This window comes from Pseudomonas kairouanensis, assembly GCF_004682055.1.
Taxonomy (GTDB): domain Bacteria; phylum Pseudomonadota; class Gammaproteobacteria; order Pseudomonadales; family Pseudomonadaceae; genus Aquipseudomonas; species Aquipseudomonas kairouanensis.
In genome coordinates, this window is the sequence record NZ_QUZU01000031.1 from 46,042 (window position 1) to 69,543 (window position 23,502).

Here is a 23,502-nt window from a genome sequence, read left to right on the forward strand (position 1 = left end):
TCGTGGCGTCCCCTAGGGGACTCGAACCCCTGTTACCGCCGTGAAAGGGCGGTGTCCTAGGCCACTAGACGAAGGGGACACAAACCTTCTATACAACTGATCAGTGCTGAGAACTGATCGATTCAAGGACGGTGTGGCCAGACCTTGAACCTGTAAATTGGTGGAGCTAAACGGGATCGAACCGTTGACCTCTTGCATGCCATGCAAGCGCTCTCCCAGCTGAGCTATAGCCCCGGATTTTTCGTCTCGCGACGCAGCAGACCTTTCGAACTGCTTGTTGAAACTGGCGTCCCCTAGGGGACTCGAACCCCTGTTACCGCCGTGAAAGGGCGGTGTCCTAGGCCACTAGACGAAGGGGACAAAACCTTCTGTACAACCTGATCAGCGCTGAGAACTGATCGATTCAAGGACGGTGTGGCCAGGCCTTGAACCTGTAAATTGGTGGAGCTAAACGGGATCGAACCGTTGACCTCTTGCATGCCATGCAAGCGCTCTCCCAGCTGAGCTATAGCCCCTCATCGGTGAGGACGGGGCGAATCTTAATAGCGGTTTGGAAGTGTGTCAAATTTATTTTCAACATTTTCCAAAATTTTTTGCCGGGATAACAATCACTTACCGGCGAAACCCCGCAAAGCCTGGGTTTCGCCGTTACATCAGCCAGCTTAAGCGATAGCGCCCAGCAGCTTTTCCCACTCTTTGTTTTCTTTCTTCGACACACCACCAAGCAAATCAAGGGCTTGGCGCAGACGGAAACGGGTCAGGTCCGGACCGAGGATTTCCATCGCATCCAGTACCGACACCGAACTGGCCTGCCCGGTGATTGCGGCAAACATCAGCGGCATGGCATCGCGCAATTTCAGCTCCAGGGATTCCACCACCGCCTGGATCGTGGCAGTGATCGCGTCCTTCTCCCACTGGCGCAGGCTTTCGAGCTTCCACAGGATCAACTGCATCAACTGGCGCACCTGATCGCCGGAGAGCTTCTTGGACTCGAACAGCTTGGCATCCGAGTTCACGCCCCCGGCAAAGAAGAAGCTGGCAAGCGGTGCGACCTGGCTGAACGTCTCCACCCTGCCCTGCACCAGTGGAGCGATCTTCATCATGTATTCAGGGTTCAACGCCCACTGCTGCACGCGGCTGGCAAACTCTTCCACCGGCAGGTCACGCAGCCACTGGCCGTTGAGCCACGACAGCTTCTCGATGTCGAAGATCGGCCCGCCCAGGGACACGCGGGACAGGTCAAAATTGTCGACCATCTCCTGCAACGAGAACTTCTCACGCTCGTCCGGCATCGACCAGCCCATGCGGCCCAGGTAGTTGAGCATCGCTTCCGGCATAAAGCCCATGCGCTCGTAGAACGTCACCGAGGTCGGGTTCTTGCGCTTGGACAGCTTGCTCTTGTCCGGGTTACGCAGCAGCGGCATGTAGCACAGCTGCGGTTGTTCCCAGCCGAAGTACTCGTAGAGCAGGATCAGCTTGGGCGCCGATGGCAGCCATTCTTCGCCACGCAATACGTGGGTGATGCCCATCAGGTGATCATCGACCACGTTGGCCAGGAAGTACGTCGGCAGGCCGTCGGTCTTCATCAGCACTTGCATGTCCATGCGGTCCCACGGGATCTCGACGTCACCGCGCAGCATATCCGGCACCACGCACACGCCTTCGCTCGGCACTTTCATGCGGATCACATGGGGCTGGCCTGCTGCCAGGCGCTGGGCCACTTCTTCTTTCGACAGCAGCAGCGCGCGGCCATCGTAGCGTGGGGTTTCGCCACGGGCCATTTGCTCGGCACGCATCTGGTCCAGTTCTTCGGCGGTGCAGAAACATGGGAACGCATGGCCCATGTCCACCAATTGCTGGGTGTACTGCTTGTAGATGTCGCTGCGCTCGCTCTGGCGATACGGGCCGTGGGGGCCACCGACGTCCGGGCCTTCAGCCCAGGTAATGCCCAACCAGCGCAGGGCATCGAAAATCTGCTGCTCCGACTCACGGGTCGAGCGCAGTTGGTCGGTGTCTTCGATCCGCAGGATGAATTCACCACCGTGCTGCTTGGCAAAGCAGTAGTTGAACAAGGCGATGTAAGCAGTGCCGACGTGGGGATCCCCAGTAGGCGATGGCGCGATGCGCGTGCGGACGGTGGTCATGGCGGGTCTCGAATGGGCGATAAAACTAAAAGTTAAAGCAAGGGGCGAATGGTAACAGCCCAAGGCCCCCATGCTCCAGCTTGGGGCTTATGCCCCCAGTCAATCCGCCGCATTACAAATCGAAAGGCGTTCAGGCTTGCGACCGTACGCCAGGTACTCGCCAACCTTGGGGGTTACACAGGCATCGTACTCACTGAAAGAAACCCCATGTCTGTACGCACCCTCGAGCACAATAAGGTGAGTATTGGGCAAGCTATCAAACGCCCGCACTGCGCCTGTTTTTGGGGTTTGGTCATCGTATTCGGCCTGCACCATTACAATACTGTCCAGCCGCCCCAAACGGATCAACGGCACCCCTGACAATTGTGTGCCTGCCCAGGCAGAGCAATGCCTGGCAGGAAAAAAACTGCCGCCAACAGGATAGCGAACAGCGTAGAGACTTTCCTTTCCCGTCCAAAAAGCTTCGCCCGAGGCCACCGAGTCGTTGCACAACACTGTGCTACGCACGGACTCCTCGGGTGTCAGCCGTAGGGGGCCGGGAGGGATACCATTCCAGTGGGCAGGTGATCGCGTCGCCCGCAACAGATCTGCAAATGCCCTTCGCGCAGCCTGCGCCACCTCGGTATCCGGGCTGAATCGGTAGGTGCGCGCCAGTGCCAGGAGCTCAGCGTCCGATATACCCGGCCAGACCTGCAACCACCCACTGAGTGCTCGTGCCGCGAGCAGATAGTCGGCAGAACTGTAAAAGTCGGTGTCAGAACGCATGGCCACCCTGACTTCAGGCAACAGGCCCAGAAAGACCTGACGTACCCCGCTCGGATCTTCGCCCATCTGATAGACCGTCGCGTTGGCCGCAGCGTGCTGCGCGACAAAGCGTTCAAAGACTCTTTCCTTCTCGGGCGCAATATTCAAACTGGCGCCCTGGAAGCTCGACGTCCAGTCCACATTGGAGTCCAGCACCATGCGTCCGACATGTTTGGGAAACAGTCCGCCATACCAGGCCCCCAGCCAGGTACCGTAGGAATTACCGAAGTAGTGAAGCTTGGGCTCCTTGAGCTGCAGGCGAATAAACTCCATATCCCGCGCGGTCTGATCGGTATTGATATAGGGCGCAAGCCGCTGGCTGGCACAACCACGCGCCAGCACCCCGACGTTATGGTGCAACGCGGCGAAATTGGCAGGCGTTTGATCTTCGGAGAGGTCGTTTTGCGCGACGATCATTTCGTCTGATTGGCATACCAGCTGCGAATCTGCCTGGCCGCCCTGCCCTCGCGGCGTGATTGCGATCACATCATAGGCATCCACCAAATGTCGAAAGGACTCGACTCCAGACCCTTCGCCAAAGCCCTTCCACGCTGAAGCCAACACCGGGGCAAAGACAGCGTTGCCCAACGACCCTGGCCCCCCTGGATTGGTGAATATGGCACCTTCACGCGCGTGAGGTAACCGGGCATTGACGCGCGTGATGTCCAAGGCCAGGGTGCCGGCCATTGGATTGAAGTGATCGAGCGGCACTGTCGCGATACCGCATTGGGTTCGGGCGAACACATCCGGGTCCAGGCCATCAGCGGGAATGGCCTCACACGTCGGCAGCCAGCTGACACCGAGCCCTGGAGGTTGACGTATGCCCAAGCACCCGCCCAGCAACAGTATCAGCACACTGGCAGCGCAGACGCCCCCTCCAGTTGAAATCCATTTCAGTACGCGACTGCTCATCATTTTCGCCCCGTGCATAGCCCGTGAGGGGCTGGATTATCACAAGGGGTTAACCACGAAAAATGTAGGAAACAGACGAAATCTGGCTATCCGCCTTCCGAAAGATCGCCCTCAACGCGGGGATGGCCTCAAACCGCCAACAAACGCTCGCGCAACTTGCCAATCTCATCGCGCGTCTGCGCCGCCGCTTCAAACTCCAGATCCCGCGCCAACTGGTACATCTTCTCTTCCAACTGGCGAATGCGTTTGGTGATCTCGCTCGGCGAGCGCAGTTCGTTCTCGTACTTGGCGCTTTCCTCGGCAGCCTTGGCCATGCCCTTGCGCTTCTTGCTGCGCGAGCCGGGCACGGTGGCGCCTTCCATAATGTCGGCGACATCCTTGAACACGCCCTTGGGCGTGATGCCGTGTTCCAGGTTAAAGGCGATCTGCTTCTCGCGACGGCGCTCGGTCTCGCCAATCGCCCGCTCCATGGAACCGGTGATGCGGTCGGCGTACAGGATCGCCCGGCCATTGAGGTTGCGCGCAGCACGGCCGATGGTCTGGATCAGCGAGCGCTCGGAACGCAGGAAGCCTTCCTTGTCCGCATCCAGAATGGCCACCAGCGACACTTCCGGCATGTCCAGGCCTTCGCGCAGCAGGTTGATGCCCACCAGCACATCGAAGGTGCCCAGGCGCAGGTCGCGGATGATCTCCACGCGCTCCACGGTGTCGATGTCCGAGTGCAGGTAGCGCACACGCACGCCGTGGTCGGCCAGGTAGTCGGTAAGGTCTTCGGACATGCGCTTGGTCAGCGTGGTGACCAGCACCCGCTCCTCCAGCGCTACGCGCTTGTTGATCTCCGAGAGCAGGTCGTCCACCTGGGTCAGTGCCGGGCGAATTTCGATTTGCGGGTCTACCAGGCCGGTGGGGCGCACCAGTTGCTCGATCACGCGGCCGGCATGCTCGGCCTCGTAGTTACCGGGCGTGGCGGACACAAAGATGGTCTGCGGGCTGATAGCCTCCCATTCGTCAAAGCGCATCGGCCGGTTGTCCAGCGCCGAGGGCAAGCGGAAGCCGTACTCCACTAAGGTTTCTTTACGCGACCGGTCGCCCTTATACATGGCGCCCACTTGCGGCACGCTGACGTGAGACTCGTCGATCACCAGCAGCGCATCGTCCGGCAGGTAGTCATACAAGGTCGGCGGCGCCGCTCCGGAATCGCGGCCCGAGAGGTAGCGCGAGTAGTTTTCGATGCCGTTGCAGTAACCCAACTCCAGGATCATCTCCAGGTCGAAGCGGGTGCGCTGCTCCAGGCGCTGGGCTTCCACCAGCTTGTTGTTGGCGCGCAGGTAGTCCAGGCGCTCGGCCAGCTCCACCTTGATGCCTTCAATGGCGCCCATCAGGGTTTCGCGGGGCGTTACATAGTGGCTTTTCGGGTAGAAGGTGAAGCGCGGCAGCTTGCGGATCACCTCACCGGTCAACGGGTCGAAGGCCGACAGGCTCTCGACTTCATCGTCAAACAGCTCGATGCGGATCGCTTCCAGGTCGGATTCGGCCGGGTAGATATCGATCACGTCGCCACGCACGCGGAAGGTGGCGCGGGCAAAATCCATGTCGTTGCGGGTGTATTGCAGGCTGGTGAGGCGGCGCAGCAGTTCGCGCTGGTCGAGTTTGTCACCACGGTCAACGTGCAGCACCATCTTCAAATAGGTTTCCGGGCTGCCCAGGCCATAGATGCACGACACCGTGGTGACGATGATCGCGTCCTTGCGCTCCAGCAGCGCCTTGGTGGCCGACAGCCGCATCTGCTCGATATGGTCGTTGATCGAGGCGTCTTTCTCGATAAAGGTGTCGGACGACGGCACGTAGGCTTCAGGCTGGTAGTAGTCGTAGTAGGAAACGAAATACTCCACCGCGTTGTTCGGGAAGAACGCCTTGAACTCGCCGTAAAGCTGCGCGGCCAGGGTCTTGTTCGGCGCCAATACCAGGGTGGGCCGGTTGATCTGCGCAATCACATTGGCAATGCTGAAGGTCTTGCCCGAACCGGTCACCCCGAGCAGCGTCTGGTGCGCCAGGCCTGCCTCGATGCCTTCGACCATCAGGCGAATGGCTTCGGGCTGGTCGCCGGCGGGTTCAAAACGGGTGACTAATTGGAAATCCGACATAACGTACCTCTTTGAGTCACCCCGGACTGTAAACCCGTCGGGGACGAAAAAAACCACCGCCCGCAAAAATTCAGCGCGGGCCGTAGGAAAAAACCATGATAGCCCTACAAGTGGTGGCGAATGTGAGGGCTTTCAAGGCAATCCTCTGACCAGCCGTCCAGGATCAGGGTTGCAATAAGACTAACGGTCAGCAAATAAACCGAAAAACTTGGCCGAAAAGCCGTTTCGGTTGTCGCCTCAAGCCGTGATGGCCTCTATACTAGCTCCCCGTTTGTGCACCGCTCTAGTGCATTCGGCTGGAGCGCGACACGTCCCTCCTATCCCCCATAGAGCTGCCGCAAAAATGAGCCTGTTCTCCGCTGTCGAAATGGCACCACGCGATCCAATCCTGGGCCTCAACGAAGCATTCAACGCCGATACACGAACCACCAAGGTCAACCTTGGCGTGGGCGTTTACTGCAACGAGGAGGGGAAGATTCCACTCTTGCGTGCCGTTGCCGAAGCGGAAGCCATTCGCGTGGCGCAACACGCCGCCCGTGGCTACCTGCCCATCGATGGCATCGCAGCCTACGACAAAGCCGTACAAACCCTGCTGTTTGGCGCTGAATCGCCGCTGCTGGGCGCTGGCCGGGTCACTACCGTACAGGCCGTTGGCGGCACCGGCGCGCTGAAGATCGGCGCCGACTTCCTCAAGCAACTGCTGCCCGACGCCGTCGTGGCCATCAGCGACCCAAGCTGGGAAAACCACCGCGCCCTGTTCGAAACCGCCGGTTTCCCGGTACAGAACTACCGCTACTACGACGCCGCCACCCACGATGTAAACCGTGCCGGCCTGCTCGAAGACCTCAACGCCCTGACGCCGCAATCCATCGTGGTGCTGCACGCCTGCTGCCACAACCCGACCGGCGTCGACCTGAGCCCGGCCGACTGGCAGAACGTGCTGGACGTGGTCAAGGCCAAGAACCTGGTGCCGTTCCTCGACATGGCCTACCAGGGCTTTGGCGATGGCATCCACGAAGACGCCGCTGCCGTGCGCCTGTTCGCTGAATCGGGCCTGACCTTCTTCGTGTCCAGCTCGTTCTCCAAGTCGTTCTCCCTGTACGGTGAGCGTGTGGGCGCGCTGTCCATCGTCGGCGAGTCCAAGGAAGAAAGCGCGCGCATCCTGTCCCAGGTCAAGCGCGTGATCCGCACCAACTACTCCAACCCGCCCACCCACGGCGCAGCGATTGTTGCCGCAGTGCTCAACAGCCCTGAGCTGCGCGCCCAATGGGAAGCCGAGCTGGCCGAAATGCGCCTGCGCATCCGTGGCATGCGTGAGCAGATGGTGGCCGAACTGGCCAAGGCTGCACCCGGCCACGACTTCAGCTTCGTCGGCCGCCAGCGTGGGATGTTCTCCTACTCCGGCCTGAGCGTTGAGCAAGTGACCCGTCTGCGTACTGAGTTCGGTATCTACGCGCTGGATACCGGGCGTATCTGCGTGGCGGCGTTGAACCAGTCCAACATCGACGCGGTCACAAAGGCAATCGTTCAGGTGCTGTAAACCTGTAGCCGTTGCACAGGAGGGGAAGCCGATGGCTTCCCCTTTTTTGTATCCAGCCCCTAGACTGAACCTTGCCCGCCCCTTTGCAGTGAGAACCCTATGAGAAACGACGACCTGGACCTGCGTGCCGACCGCGATGAGTTGGATGACTATGCGCCGCGTGCGCCGCAACCCAAACGTCAAAAGAGCCTGGTATTGCAAGTGGCACTGGGGGTGTTCATTGGTGGGCTGGCGTTGTGGTTGGTGCAGTTGGGCGCGACAGCATTGATGGCCAAGCTCGCGATGGGCACCCTGCAATTCGGCGGCTGATGAAGATCAAAATGTGGGAGGGGGCTTGCTCCCGATGGCGGTGAATCAGTCACTGAATCTGTTGCCTGACACACCCTCATCGGGAGCAAGTCGAATCGTCGCACCGCCCCTCCCACATTAGATCTAGGTTGCAACCAGATTGCGTTCTTCCAGCAGCTTTACGAAGCTATTGAGGCTCTGCGACACCGTGCCCCGCCGCCAGATCAACCAGGTGTGCAGGATGCGAAAGCTGTCCATCAACGGCCACACACTCACCGCCGCAAACCCCGGCATATTCTCCAGCATGCTGCGCGGCATCAGCGCCAACCCCGCCCCGGCACTCACGCACGCCAACATCCCGTGGTACGACTCGATCTCGAAGATCTTGCCCGGCACCGCGCCATCCTGTGAAAACCAGCGCTCAAAGTGATGCCGATACGAGCAATTGGAGCGAAAGGTGTAGATGTTCTCGCCATTCACATCCTGCCCCCGGGTGATCGGCGCGTGATGCAGTGGCGCGATCACCACCATTTCCTCTTCGAACACCGCCACGCCTTCCAGGGTGCTGTGCAACACCGGCCCATCCACAAACGCCGCCGTCAGGCGCCCCGACAGCACGCCTTCGATCATGGTGCCGGAGGGTCCGGTGCTCAGGTCCAGCTCAACCTTGGTGTGCTTCTGGTTATACGCCGCCAGCAATACCGGGATGCGCACCGCCGCCGTGCTTTCCAGCGAACCCAGGGCGAATGCGCCTTGGGGCTCCTCCCCTGCCACCGTGGCGCGGGCTTCTTGCACCAAGTCCAGAATGCGCCGCGCATAGCCCAGGAAGTTCCAGCCGGCCGGCGACAGGCGCAGGCGACTCTTCTCGCGGATGAACAACTCAACGCCCAGGTCTTGCTCCAGCTGTTTGATACGGGTGGTCAGGTTCGACGGCACCCGATGAATCAACTGCGCGGCGGCGCTGATGCTGCCTTGTTCGGCAACAGCCTTGAAGATTTCCAACTGCACCAGATCCACGTCATTCTCCATTCGTGAATGTATTGCTTAATATTATTCAGTTTCCAGAAAAGATCCAGCCCCGTAACCTGAACCCAACTTAATCATTCAGCAGGACGGTGCCATGAACGCGACTACCCACGCCCTCTCGATCAACCCGGCCAACGGCGAAACCGTTGGCAGCTATGCCTACGAAACCGAGTCGCAATTGAATGCCGCACTCGACCGCACCACCGCCGCCTTCCGCACCTGGCGCCGTCAGCCAGTGAGCCAGCGCGCCGAACTGCTGCTGGCCCTGGCCGCCGCCCTGCGCGAGCAGGCCGAAGACATGGCGCAGATGATCACCCTGGAAATGGGCAAACCCATCGCCCAGGCCCGCGCCGAAATCGAAAAATGCGCCGGGCTCGCCGAGTGGTACGCCGCCCACGGCCCGGCCATGCTCGCGCCGGAACCGACCCTGGTGGACAACGGCAGCGCGCAGATCGAATACCGCCCCCTGGGCCCGATCCTCGCCGTGATGCCGTGGAACTTCCCGGTCTGGCAAGTGCTGCGCGGCGCCGTGCCGACCCTGCTCGCCGGCAACACCTTTGTCCTCAAGCATGCGCCCAACGTCATGGGCAGCGCCTACCTGATCCAGCAAGCCTTCAAAAAAGCCGGTTTCGCCGAAGGCATTTTTGAAGTGGTCAACGTGGGCAACGATGGGGTGTCCAAAGCCATCGCCGACCCACGCATCGCCGCCGTGACCCTCACCGGCAGCGTGCGCGCTGGTGTCGCCATCGGCTCCCAGGCCGGTGCCGCGCTGAAAAAATGCGTACTGGAACTGGGCGGCTCCGACCCGTTTATCGTGCTCAACGACGCCGACCTCGACGCTGCCGTGCAAGCCGCGCTGATCGGTCGCTTCCAGAACAGCGGCCAGGTCTGCGCCGCCGCCAAGCGCCTGATCATCGAAGCCGGTGTGGCCGAAGCTTTCACCGCCAAATTCCTGGAGGCCAGCCGTGCCCTGGTGATGGGCGACCCAACCTCGACCACCACCTACATCGGCCCGATGGCGCGCTTCGACCTGCGTGACGAGCTGCACGCTCAGGTCCAGGCCACTCTGGAAGAAGGCGCCACCCTGCTGCTGGGCGGCAACAAGGTCGCAGGCGACGGCAACTACTACGAGCCCACCGTACTGGCCAACGTCACCGACCAGATGACCTCGTTCAAACAGGAACTGTTCGGCCCGGTGGCCTCGATCATCACCGCCCGCGACGCCGACCATGCGGTTGACTTGGCCAACGACAGCGAGTTCGGCCTTACCGCCAGCATCTTCACCACCGATGCAGCAAAAGCACGCGATATTGCCAACCGCCTGGAAACCGGTGGGATCTTCGTCAACGCGTTCAGCGTGTCCGACCCTCGGGTGGCATTTGGTGGGATCAAGAAAAGTGGCTTTGGCCGCGAGCTGTCGCACTTCGGCGTACGTGAATTCTGCAACGCCCAGACCGTGTGGCTGGACCGTAAATAACCCCACTGACACAGCGCTGTAAAAATGTGGGAGGGGGCTTGCTCCCGATGAGGGTGTATCAGTCACCAGATTCATTGACTGACACACCGCTATCGGGAGCAAGCCCCCTCCCACATTATGATTTGCGGTGTTTTCAGGGCCCGGTTACTGCGCGCTAATGAAATGAAACTGCGCCTGGGTCTTCTCAACCGCGCTGCGCACCTTGTCCTTCTGCGCATCACTGCCCGAGTAGTAAATATCCATCCCCTTCAAATCCAGCCCTTCAAAAGCCTTATCGGCAATCGCCACGTCCATTGAGCTGCTGGCACCCATGATCAAAAACCCGCTATCACCCTGGTTTTTGGCACTGAGCAGGTCCTGCTTGAGCTGAGCGGCATTGGCACCTCCGGCCAGGGCCGTCGCCAACGTATCGCCAAACAAGCCATGGCTGGGGATTTTCACGCTGTGCAAACGCACCTTGGCGCCCGAAGGCAGCGACGCTACATGGGCGGTGGCCGCTTCGGTAAAGATCTGCTGATCGGTTTTACCCTGGGTGGCGCAACCGGCAAGTGTGGCGATCAGGCATAGGGCGACGAGAGCTTTCACTGTGTATTCCTTGTGTAGGGCTATTCCTTGGGCGCGCATCATAAAAGACACATCCGGCCAGCGATAGCGCCATCATCCAAACCTGTGCTCCCCCTCACGCCTTCAATCGACTACCATACCGCGCCGGTTCCCAAACGGGACTAATAGGGAATCCGAAGCGCGGCCCGCCCGCGTCAATCGGAACTGCCCCCGCAACTGTAAGTGCCGAGCCTGCTCCACACTGCCACTGAGCCTCGCTCGGGAAGGCCGGAGCCTGGCGACGACGCACCAGTCAGGAGACCTGCCGGCCCAAGCTCGATCACTAACCGGCGGGGTGTCCGGGAAGGACATCCTTGCCCTGCCCCGCTGGCAGCGTTCATGGCTGTATTTCCACACCGTACCTCCCCAGCTCACTGTACGGTCCAAATGGAGATTGCCCCATGCTGCCACGCGTTACCGCCCTGTTCGCCAGCCTTGGCTTTTGTGCCCTGGCCCAGGCCGCGCCAACTCACTACCCGCTGACGGTGCAAAACTGCGGCACTGCCGTGACCTTCCCGCAGGCACCGGCACGCAGCGTGACCATCGGCCAGGCGGCTACCGAGATGCTCTTCGCCCTGGGCGTGGGCGACACCATGGTGGGCACCTCGTTGTGGTTCAACAGCGTCTTGCCGCAGTTCAAGACCCAAAACGACCGCATCGAGCGCCTGGCCAACAACGAGCCCAGCTTTGAAGCGGTGATCGCCAAGCGCCCGCAGTTGGTGGCCGCCGAGCTGGAATGGGTGGTCGGCGCCCAAGGCGTGGTGGGTACCCGCGAGCAGTTCCACGAGCTGAATATCCCCACCTACCTGTTGCCCTCCGACTGCGAAGGCAAGGACAACCTGGTGGGCGCCGACGGCACGCGCCTGGAGCCGTTCCGCATCGAGACCATTTACAAAAGCATCAGCCAACTGGCCGAAATCTTCGACGTGCAGGCTCGCGGCCAACAACTGAATGACGAGCTCAAGGCACGCCTGGCCAAGTCTGTCGCCACTGTCCAAAGCAAAGGCCTCAAGCAGGCCAGCGCATTGGTATGGTTCTCCAGTTCCGAAATGGCCAGCGACCCCTACGTGGCCGGTCACAAGGGCATCCCCGAGTTCATGCTGCAAACCTTGGGCTTGACCAACGTGGTGAAGTCCGATGAAGAGTGGCCCGCGGTCGGCTGGGAAACCATCGCCAAGGCCAACCCGACCTTTTTGGTGATTGCCCGCATGGACCGGCGCCGCTACCCCGCCGACGACCATGAAAAGAAACTCGCCTTCCTGCGCAGCGACCCGGTCACGCGCAACATGGACGCCGTGAAAAACAACCGCATCATCATCCTCGATGCCCTGGCGTTGCAGGCCAGCATCCGCATGTTCGACGGCCTTGAACAACTGGCCACGGCCATCGACGGCTACGACCTACCGAAATGATCCGTACCCTACTCGCCCTGGTCCTGCTGTTGGCCGCCGTCCTCGCTGGCGTGGCCATTGGCGAAACCGCCATCTCGCCGCAAGTGGTGCTCCAGGTACTGGCCAACAAACTGTGGGCGGCAGGTTTTGTGCTGGACCCGATCGATGAGGGCGTGGTGTGGAACTACCGCCTCACCCGCGCCCTGGTCGCTGCCGCCTGTGGTGCGGGGCTGGCGACCTGCGGGGTGATTTTGCAGTCGTTGCTGCGCAACCCGCTGGCCGATCCGTACTTGCTGGGCATTAGCGCCGGCGCCTCCACCGGCGCAGTGCTGGTGGCCTTGATGGGCGTGGGCGGCGGGTTGGTGTCGTTGTCGGCAGGTGCATTTGTGGGCGCGATGGCCGCGTTTGCGCTGGTGATTCTGTTGGCACGGGCCAGCGGGTCGTCCAGCGGTACCGGGCAGATCATCCTTGCGGGCATTGCCGGCTCGCAGCTGTTCAATGCGCTGACTGCATTCCTGATCACCAAGTCCGCCAGTTCCGAACAGGCCCGCGGCATCATGTTCTGGCTGCTGGGCAACCTCAGCGGCGTGCGCTGGCCGTCGGTGTGGCTGGCGGTGCCGGTGGCGGTCTTGGGGCTGGCCGTATGCCTGTGGCATCGGCGGGCGTTGGACGCGTTTACCTTTGGCACAGACTCGGCGGCGTCCCTGGGGATTCCCGTGCGCCGGGTGCAGTTCGTGTTGGTGGGCTGTGCGGCGCTGGTGACGGCGGTGATGGTGTCGATTGTCGGCTCCATCGGCTTTGTAGGGCTGGTGATCCCCCACGCCGTGCGCCTGCTGCTGGGCACCGGCCACTCGCGCCTGCTGCCAGCGAGTGCGTTGGGCGGTGCGTTGTTCCTGATTGCGGCGGATGTGCTGTCGCGCACCCTGATCAAGGGCCAGGTGATTCCGGTGGGCGTGGTCACCGCACTGGTCGGCGCGCCGGTGTTTGCGCTGATCTTGATCGGCCGCAGGAACGCACGATGAGCGTACTCAGTTGCAGCGGCCTGGGCTTCAAAGTGCGTGACGTGGAGTTGCTGCGCGATATTCATCTGGACGTGCAGTTGGGGGAAACCCTTGGCATCGTCGGGCCCAATGGCTCCGGCAAATCCACCCTCCTCAAACTGCTGGCCGGGCTGCGTGCCCCGGCGTGCGGCGAGGTGCTACTGGGCGGCCAACGCCTGGGGCAACTGTCGCGCCGCGCCATTGCACAACAACTGGCGGTAGTGGAACAACAAGCCGACACCGACGACGCCATCCGTGTGTTCGACGCCGTGGCCCTGGGCCGCACGCCATGGTTATCGGCGCTCAGCCCCTGGTCCGTTGATGACGACGCCATCGTGCGCCAGGCCCTGCACGATGTGGATGCCACCCACCTGAGCCATCGGGCCTGGCGCAGCCTCTCGGGCGGCGAGCGCCAGCGCGTGCACATCGCCCGCGCCCTGGCGCAACGGCCGCAGATTCTGTTGCTGGATGAGCCCACCAATCACCTGGATATCCAGCATCAGCTGGCGATTCTGAAAGGGGTTCAAGGGCTGCCGGTGACCACCCTGATTGCGCTGCATGACCTGAACCAGGCGCTGACCTGTGATCGCCTGGCGGTGCTGGATCACGGTCGATTGGTCGCGTTGGGCACGCCGTTGGAGGTACTGACGCCACAGCGGTTGCAAGAGACGTTCGGGGTGCAGGCGCATTACCTGACAGACCCGTTTGATGGCGCGCAGATCCTGCGGTTGCGCTCGAACTGAACGACCACGATTACAAGAACACACGGGAACAAATGTGGGAGCGGGCTTGCTCGCGAAGGCGTCGTGCCAGCCACTGAATAGTTGACTGACCCACCGCATTCGCGAGCAAGCCCGCTCCCACATTTTGATCTGCGGTGACTTCGAATCTACAGCAGCCGCTGCATGTGAGTTGTCTGCCACACCGGGTCGTCTTCCACATCCACCACCTCAAACCCCTGCCTCACCCAAAAATCAATCGCCCCCGGCAAAAACGGATGGGTATGCAAGTACATCACCTCAACCCCTTGCCCCTGCGCCAGCGCTTCCAACTCGCGATACAACTGCCCCGCCAAACCAAACCGGCGAAAGGCTGGCAGCACAAACAGGCGCACCACTTCCACCGTCTTGCAACCTTGATAGTCGAGCTGAGGGAAACGCGAGTCATACGGCAGGTAACCGATGGCCGCGACGATCTGGCCGTCATTGCGAGCGACCAAAAATCGCCCGTCGCCCTTAATGTACGTGGCCTCGAATTGCGCAAGGTCACCCGGCATACCGGCGGCGCTGAGCTTGGGGAACAATTCGGTGCGCGCCTGCAACACGAAGTCCAGTACCTCAGGGAGGTCGGCGGGTGTGACCGCGTGGGTAGTGATCATCGACTCACTCGTAAGTGCCAAAAGCCGCAATCCTACTGTTTATCCAGCTTCGGCTGTGCACAAGCACCCTGCGCGCCATCCCCACCGGAAAATGAATAAACCCATGGGCCGCCTCCGGCACCCGATGCACCTGCGCCTCCGGCCAACGCTCGCCGATCAGCAGGGTGTCGTCCTTGAGCGGGTCCAACTCGCCCACAAACATCAACGCGGGCGGTAGGCCGGTGAAGTCGCCATACAGCGGCGACAACGGCGGTTGCCGACGCTCATCGTCGCTCATGCCCGGCGTGAGCATGCGCAGCGCCTCGACCATGCCTGGCCCGTCCAGCAACAACGTGTCCGGCCCGGCGGCGCGTACGCTGGGCGTGCCAGTCAGGTCATACACGCCGTAATACAACAGCGCGCCGCTGACCCGTGCCAGCAGCTCAGGCCATTGCTTCAACACCAGCAACGTCGCCGCCGCCAGGTGCCCACCGGCGGATTCGCCGACGATGATCACCGGCAGGCCCGCAAACTCCTTGGCGTTCAGCAACCAACGCGCGGCGGTGACGCAATCGTCCATCAAGCCCTCGACTGGCGTGTCGACCGCCAACCGATAATCCACCGACACCACCGCCACGTCGCAGGCGTTGACCATGCCCAGGTTGAGGTCGTCGTCCATCTGCGCATTGCCGATGACCCAGCCGCCGCCGTGGATATCCAGCACCACACCCTTGGGTTTACCGCTGGGGCGCAGGATGCGCACGGGCACCGAGCCTGCGAAGGTGCATTCTGCGGCCGGGGCCTTTTTGAGGCGTTGGCTGGCCCGCAGCAGTGCCTGGATCAAACGCGGTGTCACGCGATTGCGGATCTTGAAACGCGGCATCCACGCCAGCTTCCTGTTGAAGCGGCGCATCTCGGCCAGTTCTTGCTCGCTGGCGGGCCAGAATGGGTGAGCCATCAACGGTTGTTCCGCAGGATCGAGAAGTTCAACGCCGCCGCCACACACAGCCACGCCAGGTAAGGGAACAGGATCAAGCCGGTGATCAAATCCAGGCGTACCGCCAGCACCACCATCGTCGCCACGGTGAGCCATAGCACCGCCAGAATGATCATCCCCGCCAGGATGCGATGGGCGCCGAAGAACACCGGGGTCCACAAGGTGTTCAAGGCAATTTGCGCGGCCCATAGCGCCAGCACGGTTTGGCTGCCGGGGATCAGGCTAAGGCGGTAACCGGCCCAGGCCAGTAGCAGGTAAATGATTGTCCAGGCCACTGGGAACAACCAGTTGGGTGGGGTGAAGCTGGGTTTGACCAGGGATTGGTACCAGGCTCCAGGCTTGAAGATAATGCCGGTGCTGGCGGCAGCGGCGCAGGCGAGCAGGAAGATGAAAAAGGTCATGGTCGGTCCTTGGCTGGGTGTTTTAGCTTGGAGGTGGGGAGCATGGGTAAAAGTTCACTGCCGACCTTGCAAGGCATGCGATCAAATGTGGGAGCTGTCGAGCTTTAGCGAGGCTGCGAAGGGATCGCCGCGCACCCATTGCCTAGCACCCTACCCGCATCGCCACTCATGCTAACCAGGTTCGACAATCCTCAACCACGGCCAACGCGCCTGATAACTCAAGGCCTTCTGCTCAAACAACGCCCGCTCCGGATGCAGCGGGTTGATCCGCAACACACCCTGCTCCACATCCTCCAGCCCATACGGCGCATACACCTCGCCCGTTGCTACTTCCAACCCGATGCAGGTGCCCGCCACCAAATACCGATCAATCCCCTGCCTGGCCGTGTGCAATTGCGGATACGGCCGCCCAAACCGCTGCCCATACCAAAGGTGCACCCGCGCCTGGTTCCTCACCTCGACGTTCACCCCCAAATCCTGGAACAGCGCCTCGGCGGCACGGATAACGACATCCTCCGCCTCGTAGGACAGGTCGGTATCGAAATAGAAAACGTCGTAGTCCTTCACCCCCTGGTCAGCAGGCAAATTCGACTGATGATTCCACACCGCCTGAAACAGGCAGCCCGCCGTCAGAAAGCACTGGTCCAAGCCCAACGCCGGCAAGCGCGCGGTGATCTCGGCGTTGAGGGGGTTGGCCATGGCCAGTTCAAGCAGGGTGTCGACGGTCAATGTCATGGGCGGCTCCTTCAGGGCAAGTCCGGGTAGCCTAGGGACACAACCGCCAGCAAGCAACTGGAGCCCAACGCCCCACTTCTGGATAATGCCTGCGCCGCACCCCGCCATTGGATAAGGAAGTCTCACCCCATGAAGTTGCCGTTCCCCGCCGCCCTGCTTGCCTGCGCCCTGTGCGCACCGGCCATCACCTACGCCAGCGACGCCGCCCTGACCGACACGCTCAAGGCGTTTACCCAGTGCGATGCCGGTTTTTTCGACAGCCTCAACACCCACCGCGACACCTGGAAGGCCTACGCACCGCTTGAGCAAGACAAAGCCACCACCTGGATCGCGGTAAAAAACCGTGGCGAGAGCGACGCGAACATCGTTGCGGTCAACCCTCCATCGATTGCCGGGTTGAAGCTATTGTCGTACTTCGACCAGAGCAGCGACCTGGGCCAACTGGGCCACTACTATTACTGGGGCTTTATCGTTGAGGGCGGCATTGATGAAGTGGCCAAGCACGTCGCCCCCCTGATGTCGCAGCCCACCACGCTACAGAATGTGGGCGGCGCGTATGTGCGCAGCGAACTCAAGATGGGCGACCGCTGGCAATTGATCGTGCCCAAGCCTGGCACTGCGCCAGGCACGCAAAATGTCGAGCGCGTGTTGCTGGTGGAGCCCGAAGGCAAACAGGGCAAGCAATCGCGCATCAGCTGCTCGCTGCAAGGCGCTGTGAATGCCGCGATGCTGGTGCAACTGCGGCCCGACATTGCACCGGCCGAGTACCCCACGCAGCGTCCGGACATCTCCATCGACAGCATCCCCGTGCCGCCCGCCGTACTGACCCAACTCAATGCGCCGCTGCTGCAGCCCAAGTTCAAGACCTTGAGCTACACCTACGTGGACAAAAACAGCCCAGCCGGCAAAGCCCGCCCGGTCACGGTCGAGTACACCGCTGAAGGTGGCCTGCTCAAGAGCAACGAGATCTACAGCACAACCTTCCACGTCGAACGCCTGACCCTGGCCGACCTGATCCAGGCCAAAGGCAAGATGAACGGCATCGGCGATGAAAGCGTCGCCGTAACCCAGCACGCCGAGGTGAGCCTGCCCCAGAACTGGAACCCCGGCCAAACCCTCAGCGCCCGACTGAGCCTGGTCAACGTGCCCGCCAAGCCCAACGGCAAACCCCAAGAGACCGTCATGAACTGCACGGTTGGCCAGCGCTACCCAGCCAAACAAATTTTTGCTGAACTGACCGGTGACGCGATTGAACTGCAATGCGACCAGGGCTACTACAAGACCACACGCGCGTTTATCGAGGACCTGGGCATTTCACTGACGCTCGACTCGGTGTCCGACTCAACACCCTCGGTGTACCAGTACACCGCGCTGAAAGCTGTGCGTTAACTCACGAACAAGGACATGACCATGCCACTGCAAAAACTCGCCAGCACCCTTGCACTCGCCACCGCCGCCCTGTTGCTCACGGCCTGTAGCGAAAAACCTTCAGACGCCGACATCCAAGCCGCGCTGCAACCCCAACTGGAAGGCGCCTCGTGCGTCAGCGCCCCCATGTTCAAGGACTTCCCCGTCACCCTGAGCAACAGCTTCAGCAGCGGCACCTCCAGCGCCAACGCCCCGGCCTTCGACGCTTTGGTAGACGCAGGCCTCTTGGCCAAAAGCGACAAGACCTACACCCTCACCGAACCCGGCCGCGCCGCCCACGAGCCAGCAAGCAACGGGTTCTGCTACGCCCAGGGCTATGAGATCGCCAAGGTGCAAAACACCGAGGTCAACACCCAACAAATGGGCCCGGCCGTGGAAAAATCCTGGCTGGTAACCGTCGACATCCGCCAAAAGCCCATCGCCGCCTGGGCCAAAACCCCGTCGATTGAAAAACTGGCGCGTCATGCAGAGAACCTGTCCGAAACGCCAAAGACCTACCACGTAACCGTGGGGCGTATTAAGGGTGAGCAAGGGTTGAAGCTGATTGACCCACGGTTTTCCATCATGCGCGGCGTCAGCGTGAGCCAGGCCTACTAACACCCACCTGTGGCGAACCTAGCCCTTGAGCTCACTCGCCCGATGGCTCGCCGCGTCGTCGTACGCCACATACAACGACTCGGCGATCTGGCTCTTGATCGCCTTGGACGCTTCCAACCCCAACACAAACCCCTCAGCCTTACCGCCCGCGCGGTTGAGGTCTTCATGGGTGGCCGCGCCGGTAATGGCGTCGAGCAGCTTGGTGGCGTGCGGGCCTACGCCTTTGGGCAGGCTGATTTGGTCGATGGACATGGCGATACCTTTTAAGAAAATGATCGGTAGCGCGTGGAACCACTGCCGGGGGGGCATGGTAGACCTATCTGCCTGCCGCCTTGGGAATTTTCTGCGCGCCTCAATCCGCCGCCTCAACCTTGGTCAACGGCTGGCGCTTGGCCCATTCAAACAACTCCACCGTCGGAATGTGCTTACCGCCATCCACCCCAATCACAAAATGCTGCCAGGGAATACTCACCCCTGCCCGCTCCAGATTGGCAATGCGCATCGCTGCATGACTATCCACCGCATAGCAATCGAAGGTGTACTTGGACGACTCTTCCTTGGAGTTGTACTGGCGATACTTGACCACCACCGAACAAGTCTTCTGCGGCAAATCCGTCGCGTCACCCAACTCTGCAACATTCGCCGGTATCAACGAGCCGTTGCTGGCATTCACCAGCACCTGCTCACCGGCCTTGATCAACTTCTGCTTTTTAGGCACCTGAAACAGGCTCGTGGCCGGGTCCTTGTGCGTGCCGGCTTCCAACATAAGCGCCGTCACAATAGCCGCACGGTTGCCGACGTTCGTCACCAACACCTCCATGCGATCGAAGTCGCTGTAGGCAAGGGTGATATCCAGTTTTGAATAGTCCCCTTTAAACCAAGTCCAGGCTGGCGGCACCACCACCGACACAATGGACACAAAGGCCACGGGCAGCCCAAGCAGCAAGGTGAGTCTTTCCAGATAGCGCTTTGTTAACCTCTTCACCCCATTCCCTCTCACACGTCAAACCCAGCAAAGCCATGGTCAATGCCCAAATGATGGCACTTGCCCATCATGCCATACCCAGCAAGCAGAACGAGGTGTCACCGCTCCTGTGGCGAGGGCGCTTGTCCGCGAAGGCTGAAGGCCGCCATGTACCGCCAGAAACAGCCCATGCTGGATGCCGTCAGCGACCCGCTGGTGTTGGAGCGGGCTAAGGCGTTCATTCTGGACGGGCTGGCTCCGGGGGCTTTGTCACCGGTGTTTGCGAAGACGTTTGCGCGGGATGAGGTGCAGGACGCGCATCGGTTGTTGGAGGCGAACCAACAGGTGGGTAAGGTGGTGGTCACGGTGTAAGGGAATCGTCCTAGGACAATTCCCAAAGCGAGGCAACGGCTTGCCCGATTGCCTACGCATGCGCCAGAATCCGCCGGCTTGTGCGCTGGGGTGGTGGAATCTAAGGTTGCGCGGTCGCTGAATTTCTCGGTGATCGGGTTTAGTAGCCTGATGGTTCAATTACGTTGAGTGCATGAGCTTCATCAATCTGACACTCCTGTCGGAGCTTGATGGTGGCTGTGCGCAGGGCGCCCTCGGGCGCGCCGGCTTTGCGTAATTCCCCGGTCTACTAACCTGCGTACAGCTGCCACCCTTTCGTTTAGTAGCGATGAGGTGTCCAGCCCGACTCAGGAATTACGAATATGTTCGAAGCCACACCCAAACCTGCCGCGCTCTTTACCGTCGCACCTGATGCGAGTACCGAAAGCCTCATTACCAATAGCTACGAAACCTTTAGCTCAGTCAGTACGCTGTTGCTTGATCTGTCAGAAGAGTTAAGCGGAAAACACCGCGACACCGCGCTTGCGATTTACCAACTTAGTGAATTGGGAGTGCTACTTACAGCGAAGCTTTTAGACCGTGAAGCGCCCTGCTTCGGCTGACTGCTAGAATCCCAGAGTGCTAGTTCGTTTGATTACTGAATTGCCATACTAGAAAAGGAGCGGGTTATTTTAATAGAAAAATAGACCCGCCCCCTTTCCCGCCCATTCCTGCAAATTATTTAAAACATTCAATTTCCGCACCATGGCGATCAATCTGATGCACGTAAAAAAGGAAAATCCATTTCATAACAATCAAGAACCCTACCGTAAATAACCTCATCACCCTCGCTATGAGCAGCCAGTGTCAGATAATATTTTTTTCCACCATACTCTTGAAAAACGATCCACTCACCAGTAATTTTTTGCTTAGCTGCGCGCTCTTCATATGCACCGATAGTCATGCCATGTGCAATATAGCTAGCAAATTCATCATCTACCCAGCCTGATGTATTTCTTTCAACTGCATCCCGAATCAACTTATCTAATTTCTTGCCTCCTCCATTATCAACCCCGAAATGAACCCCAATATTTTTCACGATAAATTTTGCATCGGTAAAATGAGTTTTCATTAACCCTTTGAGAGGATCTCTATTAAAGGCCGAAGATTTTTTCGTATTCGTACGACCCTTTACACCCTCTAAATATCGAACTTCATCCATCATACGGTGAACATTAATGGTCCGGCGAAAATGCATCTGCAAAGTCTGAGCGAGGAAAACCATGCTAAAACTAGACATATCCAATCCAGAAAAACTTACGAGATCTGAGGCGAGCAATTCAAGCTCTTGCCTACCCAAAGAAACTTTTTCCAAGACTATCTCCTAACCGTGCATAACTTCCGGGATATCGCCTACCTCCCCAACAACTCCCTAACCCTCCCCCCAAGCACCTCCACCGCAAACGGCTTCGTCAGCACCCCCATCCCCTCCCCCAACTGCCCATACCCCATCACCGCGTTCTCCGCATACCCGGTAATAAACAACGTCTTCAACCCCGGCCTCAGTTCCATCCCCGCCTCCGCCATCTGCCGCCCATTCATCCCTCCGGGCAGCCCCACATCCGTTACCAGCAAATCAATATGCACATCCGAGCGCAGCAGTGTCAGCCCTGCTGCGCTGTCGGCCGCTTCGATCACGGTGTAGCCCAGCTCCCCCAGTACGTCGGCGAGCAGCATGCGCACGGTGGATTCATCGTCCACCAGCAACACCGTCTCGCCATGTTGGGCGACTTCCAGCGTCGCCTGCCCCTCCATTAACTCATCAGCGGGTGCGGCGCCGTGATGGCGTGGGAGGTAGAGGGACACGCAGGTGCCCTCGCCCACGGCGGATTGAATGTGCACTTGGCCGCCGGATTGTTGGGCAAAGCCGTAGATCATCGACAGGCCCAGGCCGGTGCCTTGGCCGATGGGTTTGGTGGTGAAGAAGGGTTCAAACACATGGGCCATCACTTCTGGCGACATGCCGGTGCCGGTGTCGGTGACGCTCAGGCGCAGGTACGGGCCTTCGGTCAGGTCGTAGGCGCGGGCAGCGTTGGGGTCGAGCCAGTGGTTGCTGGTTTGCAGTTGGATGCGGCCGCCTTCGGGCATGGCGTCGCGGGCGTTGATGCACAGGTTGAGCAGGGCATTTTCCAGTTGGCTGACGTCGGCGAAGGCGGTCCAGGCATCAATCGCGCCTAGGGTTTCGATCTGGATGCCGGGGCCTACGGTGCGTTGGATAAGTTCAGCCATGCCATACATCAAGGTGTTGACGTTGGTGGCGCGTGGTTCCAGGGTTTGCCGGCGGGAGAAGGCCAGCAGGCGTTGGGTGAGCACGGCGGCGCGCTTGGCCGAGCCTTGGGCGGCAACCATGTATTTGTCGACGTCGCTCAGGCGCCCTTGGGCGATGCGGCGGTTCATCAGTTCGAGCGCGCCGGAGATGCCGGCGAGCAAGTTGTTGAAGTCGTGGGCCAGGCCGCCGGTGAGTTGGCCGACGGCCTCCATTTTTTGCGATTGGCGCAGTTTTTCTTCGGCCTGCATGAGCATGGCGGTGCGTTCGGCAACGCGTTGCTCCAGGGTTTCGTTGAGGGCGCGCAGTTGGGCTTCGGCTTCGCGCAGGGCTTCGTCGGCGATGGTGCGTTCCAGCAGGTCGGCGGCTTGGCGGGCAAGGATGTCGAGCAGGCGCAGGTCGCGTTCGGACGGTTGGTGCGGCTCGCTCCAGTGGGTGGAGATCATGCCCAGCAGGCGGCCATCGCGGGACAGCAACGGGGTGGTCTGGGCCGAGCGGATGCCGCTGCGGCGAAAGGCGTTGAGGTCTTCGGTGTTGGCGATGTCGGGCCATTGTTCGAAGTCGGGGATGATGGCGCGTTGGCCCAGTTGTAGGGCCATGGTGCAGCTGCTGTAGGCCATGGGGCTTACCCATTGCCAGAACCCCACCGCCTCCGGTGGCAAGCCCCGTGAACACAAGAGTTGCAGTTCGCCGCCATGGCCGGACGGATGGCCCTGGGGGCACAGCAGCTGCATGGTGCCGAACTGCGAGCCGGTGATGGACACGGCGGCGTCGACGATCTTGCCGTAGAGGGCTTCCAGGTCTTGCTCGCCGATCAGGTCGAGGCTAATGCGGTGCAGGAATTCGATGTCGGACAGGGCGGTTTCCGACTCGTGGGACGAACCACGGGGAAAGGCTGCCGGGAAGGCGGTGCGCAGGGTTTTCATGGGGCTACCAAGGGAATGGCATTAGGCTATTAGCAGCGTATCAGCAAAGCTATGACCACGCGAAGCTGGCAG

22 protein-coding genes, 4 tRNA genes, 1 pseudogene and 1 riboswitch are annotated in these 23,502 nt (G+C 60.5%); of the genes and pseudogenes, 10 read left to right on the forward strand and 17 right to left on the reverse strand.

The genetic code is table 11. The annotated features are described in order from the left end of the window. Window positions 1–3 precede the first annotated feature (3 nt). The 7 genes from DYL59_RS21750 to uvrB form a co-directional block, all read right to left on the reverse strand. A tRNA-Glu gene (locus tag DYL59_RS21750) sits at window positions 4–79 on the reverse strand. Window positions 80–158: 79 nt separating this feature from the next. Beyond that, a tRNA-Ala gene (locus tag DYL59_RS21755) sits at window positions 159–234 on the reverse strand. A gap of 50 nt (window positions 235–284) precedes the next feature. Further along, window positions 285–360 (reverse strand) — tRNA-Glu (locus DYL59_RS21760). Between the two features lie 79 nt (window positions 361–439). Then, a tRNA-Ala gene (locus DYL59_RS21765) sits at window positions 440–515 on the reverse strand. A 147-nt stretch (window positions 516–662) separates the two neighbouring features. Beyond that, window positions 663–2,144, reverse strand: a complete 1,482-nt coding sequence (gene gltX, locus DYL59_RS21770) for a glutamate--tRNA ligase (protein ID WP_135291018.1) — start codon at window positions 2,142–2,144, stop codon at window positions 663–665. A gap of 99 nt (window positions 2,145–2,243) precedes the next feature. Then, complete coding sequence (locus tag DYL59_RS21775) at window positions 2,244–3,863, reverse strand: alpha/beta fold hydrolase (protein ID WP_193557573.1); 1,620 nt, start codon at window positions 3,861–3,863, stop codon at window positions 2,244–2,246. Window positions 3,864–3,988: 125 nt separating this feature from the next. Then, window positions 3,989–6,004 carry an excinuclease ABC subunit UvrB gene (gene uvrB, locus DYL59_RS21780; protein ID WP_135291019.1) on the reverse strand — a complete coding sequence of 672 codons (2,016 nt, stop codon included), beginning with the start codon at window positions 6,002–6,004 and terminating at the stop codon, window positions 3,989–3,991. Window positions 6,005–6,347: 343 nt separating this feature from the next. On the opposite strand from uvrB, the gene DYL59_RS21785 reads away from it, so the two are divergent. Continuing rightward, window positions 6,348–7,544, forward strand: a complete 1,197-nt coding sequence (locus tag DYL59_RS21785; RefSeq protein ID WP_135291020.1) for an amino acid aminotransferase — start codon at window positions 6,348–6,350, stop codon at window positions 7,542–7,544. Between the two features lie 99 nt (window positions 7,545–7,643). Beyond that, window positions 7,644–7,853 carry a hypothetical protein gene (locus DYL59_RS21790; protein WP_135291021.1) on the forward strand — a complete coding sequence of 70 codons (210 nt, stop codon included), beginning with the start codon at window positions 7,644–7,646 and terminating at the stop codon, window positions 7,851–7,853. A 123-nt stretch (window positions 7,854–7,976) separates the two neighbouring features. Here the strand turns inward: DYL59_RS21790 and ptrR are convergent, their stop codons facing one another. After that, entirely contained in the window at window positions 7,977–8,849 is an 873-nt protein-coding gene (gene ptrR, locus DYL59_RS21795; protein WP_135291022.1) for a putrescine utilization regulator PtrR, read from the reverse strand. A 103-nt stretch (window positions 8,850–8,952) separates the two neighbouring features. Between ptrR and DYL59_RS21800 the strand changes: the two genes are divergently transcribed. After that, window positions 8,953–10,335, forward strand: a complete 1,383-nt coding sequence (locus DYL59_RS21800) for an aldehyde dehydrogenase family protein (protein ID WP_135291023.1) — start codon at window positions 8,953–8,955, stop codon at window positions 10,333–10,335. A 144-nt stretch (window positions 10,336–10,479) separates the two neighbouring features. On the opposite strand, the gene DYL59_RS21805 is transcribed toward DYL59_RS21800, so the two are convergent. Continuing rightward, on the reverse strand, window positions 10,480–10,920 hold the full coding sequence (locus DYL59_RS21805; protein WP_135291024.1) for a hypothetical protein: 441 nt from the start codon (window positions 10,918–10,920) through the stop codon (window positions 10,480–10,482). A 107-nt stretch (window positions 10,921–11,027) separates the two neighbouring features. Continuing rightward, a riboswitch (cobalamin riboswitch) is annotated at window positions 11,028–11,222 on the forward strand. A 117-nt stretch (window positions 11,223–11,339) separates the two neighbouring features. On the opposite strand from DYL59_RS21805, the gene DYL59_RS21810 reads away from it, so the two are divergent. From DYL59_RS21810 to DYL59_RS21820, 3 genes are read left to right on the forward strand one after another with little or no spacing between them, the layout of a single operon-like run. Then, entirely contained in the window at window positions 11,340–12,350 is a 1,011-nt protein-coding gene (locus DYL59_RS21810) for an ABC transporter substrate-binding protein (RefSeq protein ID WP_135291025.1), read from the forward strand. Continuing rightward, complete coding sequence (locus tag DYL59_RS21815) at window positions 12,347–13,351, forward strand: FecCD family ABC transporter permease (RefSeq protein WP_135291026.1); 1,005 nt, start codon at window positions 12,347–12,349, stop codon at window positions 13,349–13,351. Before DYL59_RS21810 ends, DYL59_RS21815 begins: the two co-directional genes overlap by 4 nt. Then, a complete protein-coding gene (locus DYL59_RS21820) occupies window positions 13,348–14,112 on the forward strand; it encodes an ABC transporter ATP-binding protein (RefSeq protein WP_135291027.1) in 765 nt (254 codons plus the stop codon). The genes DYL59_RS21815 and DYL59_RS21820 overlap by 4 nt, the downstream gene beginning before the upstream one ends. Window positions 14,113–14,258: 146 nt before the next feature. Here DYL59_RS21820 and DYL59_RS21825 read toward each other — a convergent pair whose 3' ends face one another. The 4 genes from DYL59_RS21825 to DYL59_RS21840 all read right to left on the reverse strand — a co-directional run bounded on the left by DYL59_RS21825 (window position 14,259) and on the right by DYL59_RS21840 (window position 16,859). Further along, on the reverse strand, window positions 14,259–14,747 hold the full coding sequence (locus DYL59_RS21825; RefSeq protein WP_135291028.1) for a GNAT family N-acetyltransferase: 489 nt from the start codon (window positions 14,745–14,747) through the stop codon (window positions 14,259–14,261). 4 nt (window positions 14,748–14,751) lie between these two features. Beyond that, entirely contained in the window at window positions 14,752–15,684 is a 933-nt protein-coding gene (locus DYL59_RS21830; protein ID WP_135291029.1) for an alpha/beta hydrolase, read from the reverse strand. After that, window positions 15,684–16,124 carry a tryptophan-rich sensory protein TspO gene (gene tspO, locus DYL59_RS21835; protein ID WP_135291030.1) on the reverse strand — a complete coding sequence of 147 codons (441 nt, stop codon included), beginning with the start codon at window positions 16,122–16,124 and terminating at the stop codon, window positions 15,684–15,686. The genes DYL59_RS21830 and tspO overlap by 1 nt, the downstream gene beginning before the upstream one ends. A 171-nt stretch (window positions 16,125–16,295) precedes the next feature. Next, window positions 16,296–16,859 (reverse strand): nucleotidyltransferase family protein, encoded by a 564-nt coding sequence (locus DYL59_RS21840; RefSeq protein ID WP_135291031.1) that lies wholly within the window; start codon window positions 16,857–16,859, stop codon window positions 16,296–16,298. A 129-nt stretch (window positions 16,860–16,988) separates the two neighbouring features. Here DYL59_RS21840 and DYL59_RS21845 point away from each other — a divergent pair, with 129 nt between their 5' ends. After that, window positions 16,989–18,248 carry a hypothetical protein gene (locus DYL59_RS21845; RefSeq protein WP_135291032.1) on the forward strand — a complete coding sequence of 420 codons (1,260 nt, stop codon included), beginning with the start codon at window positions 16,989–16,991 and terminating at the stop codon, window positions 18,246–18,248. 21 nt (window positions 18,249–18,269) lie between these two features. After that, window positions 18,270–18,884 carry a hypothetical protein gene (locus tag DYL59_RS21850; protein WP_135291033.1) on the forward strand — a complete coding sequence of 205 codons (615 nt, stop codon included), beginning with the start codon at window positions 18,270–18,272 and terminating at the stop codon, window positions 18,882–18,884. 18 nt (window positions 18,885–18,902) lie between these two features. Here DYL59_RS21850 and DYL59_RS21855 read toward each other — a convergent pair whose 3' ends face one another. Then, window positions 18,903–19,136, reverse strand: a complete 234-nt coding sequence (locus tag DYL59_RS21855; protein ID WP_135291034.1) for a hypothetical protein — start codon at window positions 19,134–19,136, stop codon at window positions 18,903–18,905. 100 nt (window positions 19,137–19,236) lie between these two features. Continuing rightward, a complete protein-coding gene (locus DYL59_RS21860) occupies window positions 19,237–19,869 on the reverse strand; it encodes a hypothetical protein (RefSeq protein ID WP_135291035.1) in 633 nt (210 codons plus the stop codon). Between the two features lie 189 nt (window positions 19,870–20,058). On the opposite strand from DYL59_RS21860, the pseudogene DYL59_RS21865 reads away from it, so the two are divergent. Continuing rightward, window positions 20,059–20,220: pseudogene (locus DYL59_RS21865) on the forward strand (zinc-binding dehydrogenase); the annotation flags it as partial. Between the two features lie 341 nt (window positions 20,221–20,561). After that, window positions 20,562–20,801, forward strand: a complete 240-nt coding sequence (locus DYL59_RS21870; protein ID WP_135291036.1) for a DUF6124 family protein — start codon at window positions 20,562–20,564, stop codon at window positions 20,799–20,801. Window positions 20,802–20,950: 149 nt separating this feature from the next. On the opposite strand, the gene DYL59_RS21875 is transcribed toward DYL59_RS21870, so the two are convergent. Continuing rightward, window positions 20,951–21,553, reverse strand: a complete 603-nt coding sequence (locus DYL59_RS21875; protein WP_135291037.1) for a hypothetical protein — start codon at window positions 21,551–21,553, stop codon at window positions 20,951–20,953. Between the two features lie 38 nt (window positions 21,554–21,591). Beyond that, window positions 21,592–23,430, reverse strand: a complete 1,839-nt coding sequence (locus DYL59_RS21880; protein WP_135291038.1) for an ATP-binding protein — start codon at window positions 23,428–23,430, stop codon at window positions 21,592–21,594. Window positions 23,431–23,502: the final 72 nt, after the last annotated feature.

Bases quoted from the DNA above. Each gene is read 5' to 3' on its own strand.
- gltX (WP_135291018.1), bottom strand. From the start codon at position 2,144: ATGACCACCGTCCGCACGCGCATCGCGCCATCGCCTACTGGGGATCCC.
- DYL59_RS21775 (WP_193557573.1), bottom strand. From the start codon at position 3,863: ATGATGAGCAGTCGCGTACTGAAATGGATTTCAACTGGAGGGGGCGTC.
- uvrB (WP_135291019.1), bottom strand. From the start codon at position 6,004: ATGTCGGATTTCCAATTAGTCACCCGTTTTGAACCCGCCGGCGACCAG.
- DYL59_RS21785 (WP_135291020.1), top strand. From the start codon at position 6,348: ATGAGCCTGTTCTCCGCTGTCGAAATGGCACCACGCGATCCAATCCTG.
- DYL59_RS21790 (WP_135291021.1), top strand. From the start codon at position 7,644: ATGAGAAACGACGACCTGGACCTGCGTGCCGACCGCGATGAGTTGGAT.
- DYL59_RS21800 (WP_135291023.1), top strand. From the start codon at position 8,953: ATGAACGCGACTACCCACGCCCTCTCGATCAACCCGGCCAACGGCGAA.
- DYL59_RS21810 (WP_135291025.1), top strand. From the start codon at position 11,340: ATGCTGCCACGCGTTACCGCCCTGTTCGCCAGCCTTGGCTTTTGTGCC.
- DYL59_RS21815 (WP_135291026.1), top strand. From the start codon at position 12,347: ATGATCCGTACCCTACTCGCCCTGGTCCTGCTGTTGGCCGCCGTCCTC.
- DYL59_RS21820 (WP_135291027.1), top strand. From the start codon at position 13,348: ATGAGCGTACTCAGTTGCAGCGGCCTGGGCTTCAAAGTGCGTGACGTG.
- DYL59_RS21825 (WP_135291028.1), bottom strand. From the start codon at position 14,747: ATGATCACTACCCACGCGGTCACACCCGCCGACCTCCCTGAGGTACTG.
- DYL59_RS21830 (WP_135291029.1), bottom strand. From the start codon at position 15,684: ATGGCTCACCCATTCTGGCCCGCCAGCGAGCAAGAACTGGCCGAGATG.
- tspO (WP_135291030.1), bottom strand. From the start codon at position 16,124: ATGACCTTTTTCATCTTCCTGCTCGCCTGCGCCGCTGCCGCCAGCACC.
- DYL59_RS21840 (WP_135291031.1), bottom strand. From the start codon at position 16,859: ATGACATTGACCGTCGACACCCTGCTTGAACTGGCCATGGCCAACCCC.
- DYL59_RS21845 (WP_135291032.1), top strand. From the start codon at position 16,989: ATGAAGTTGCCGTTCCCCGCCGCCCTGCTTGCCTGCGCCCTGTGCGCA.
- DYL59_RS21850 (WP_135291033.1), top strand. From the start codon at position 18,270: ATGCCACTGCAAAAACTCGCCAGCACCCTTGCACTCGCCACCGCCGCC.
- DYL59_RS21855 (WP_135291034.1), bottom strand. From the start codon at position 19,136: ATGTCCATCGACCAAATCAGCCTGCCCAAAGGCGTAGGCCCGCACGCC.
- DYL59_RS21870 (WP_135291036.1), top strand. From the start codon at position 20,562: ATGTTCGAAGCCACACCCAAACCTGCCGCGCTCTTTACCGTCGCACCT.
- DYL59_RS21880 (WP_135291038.1), bottom strand. From the start codon at position 23,430: ATGAAAACCCTGCGCACCGCCTTCCCGGCAGCCTTTCCCCGTGGTTCG.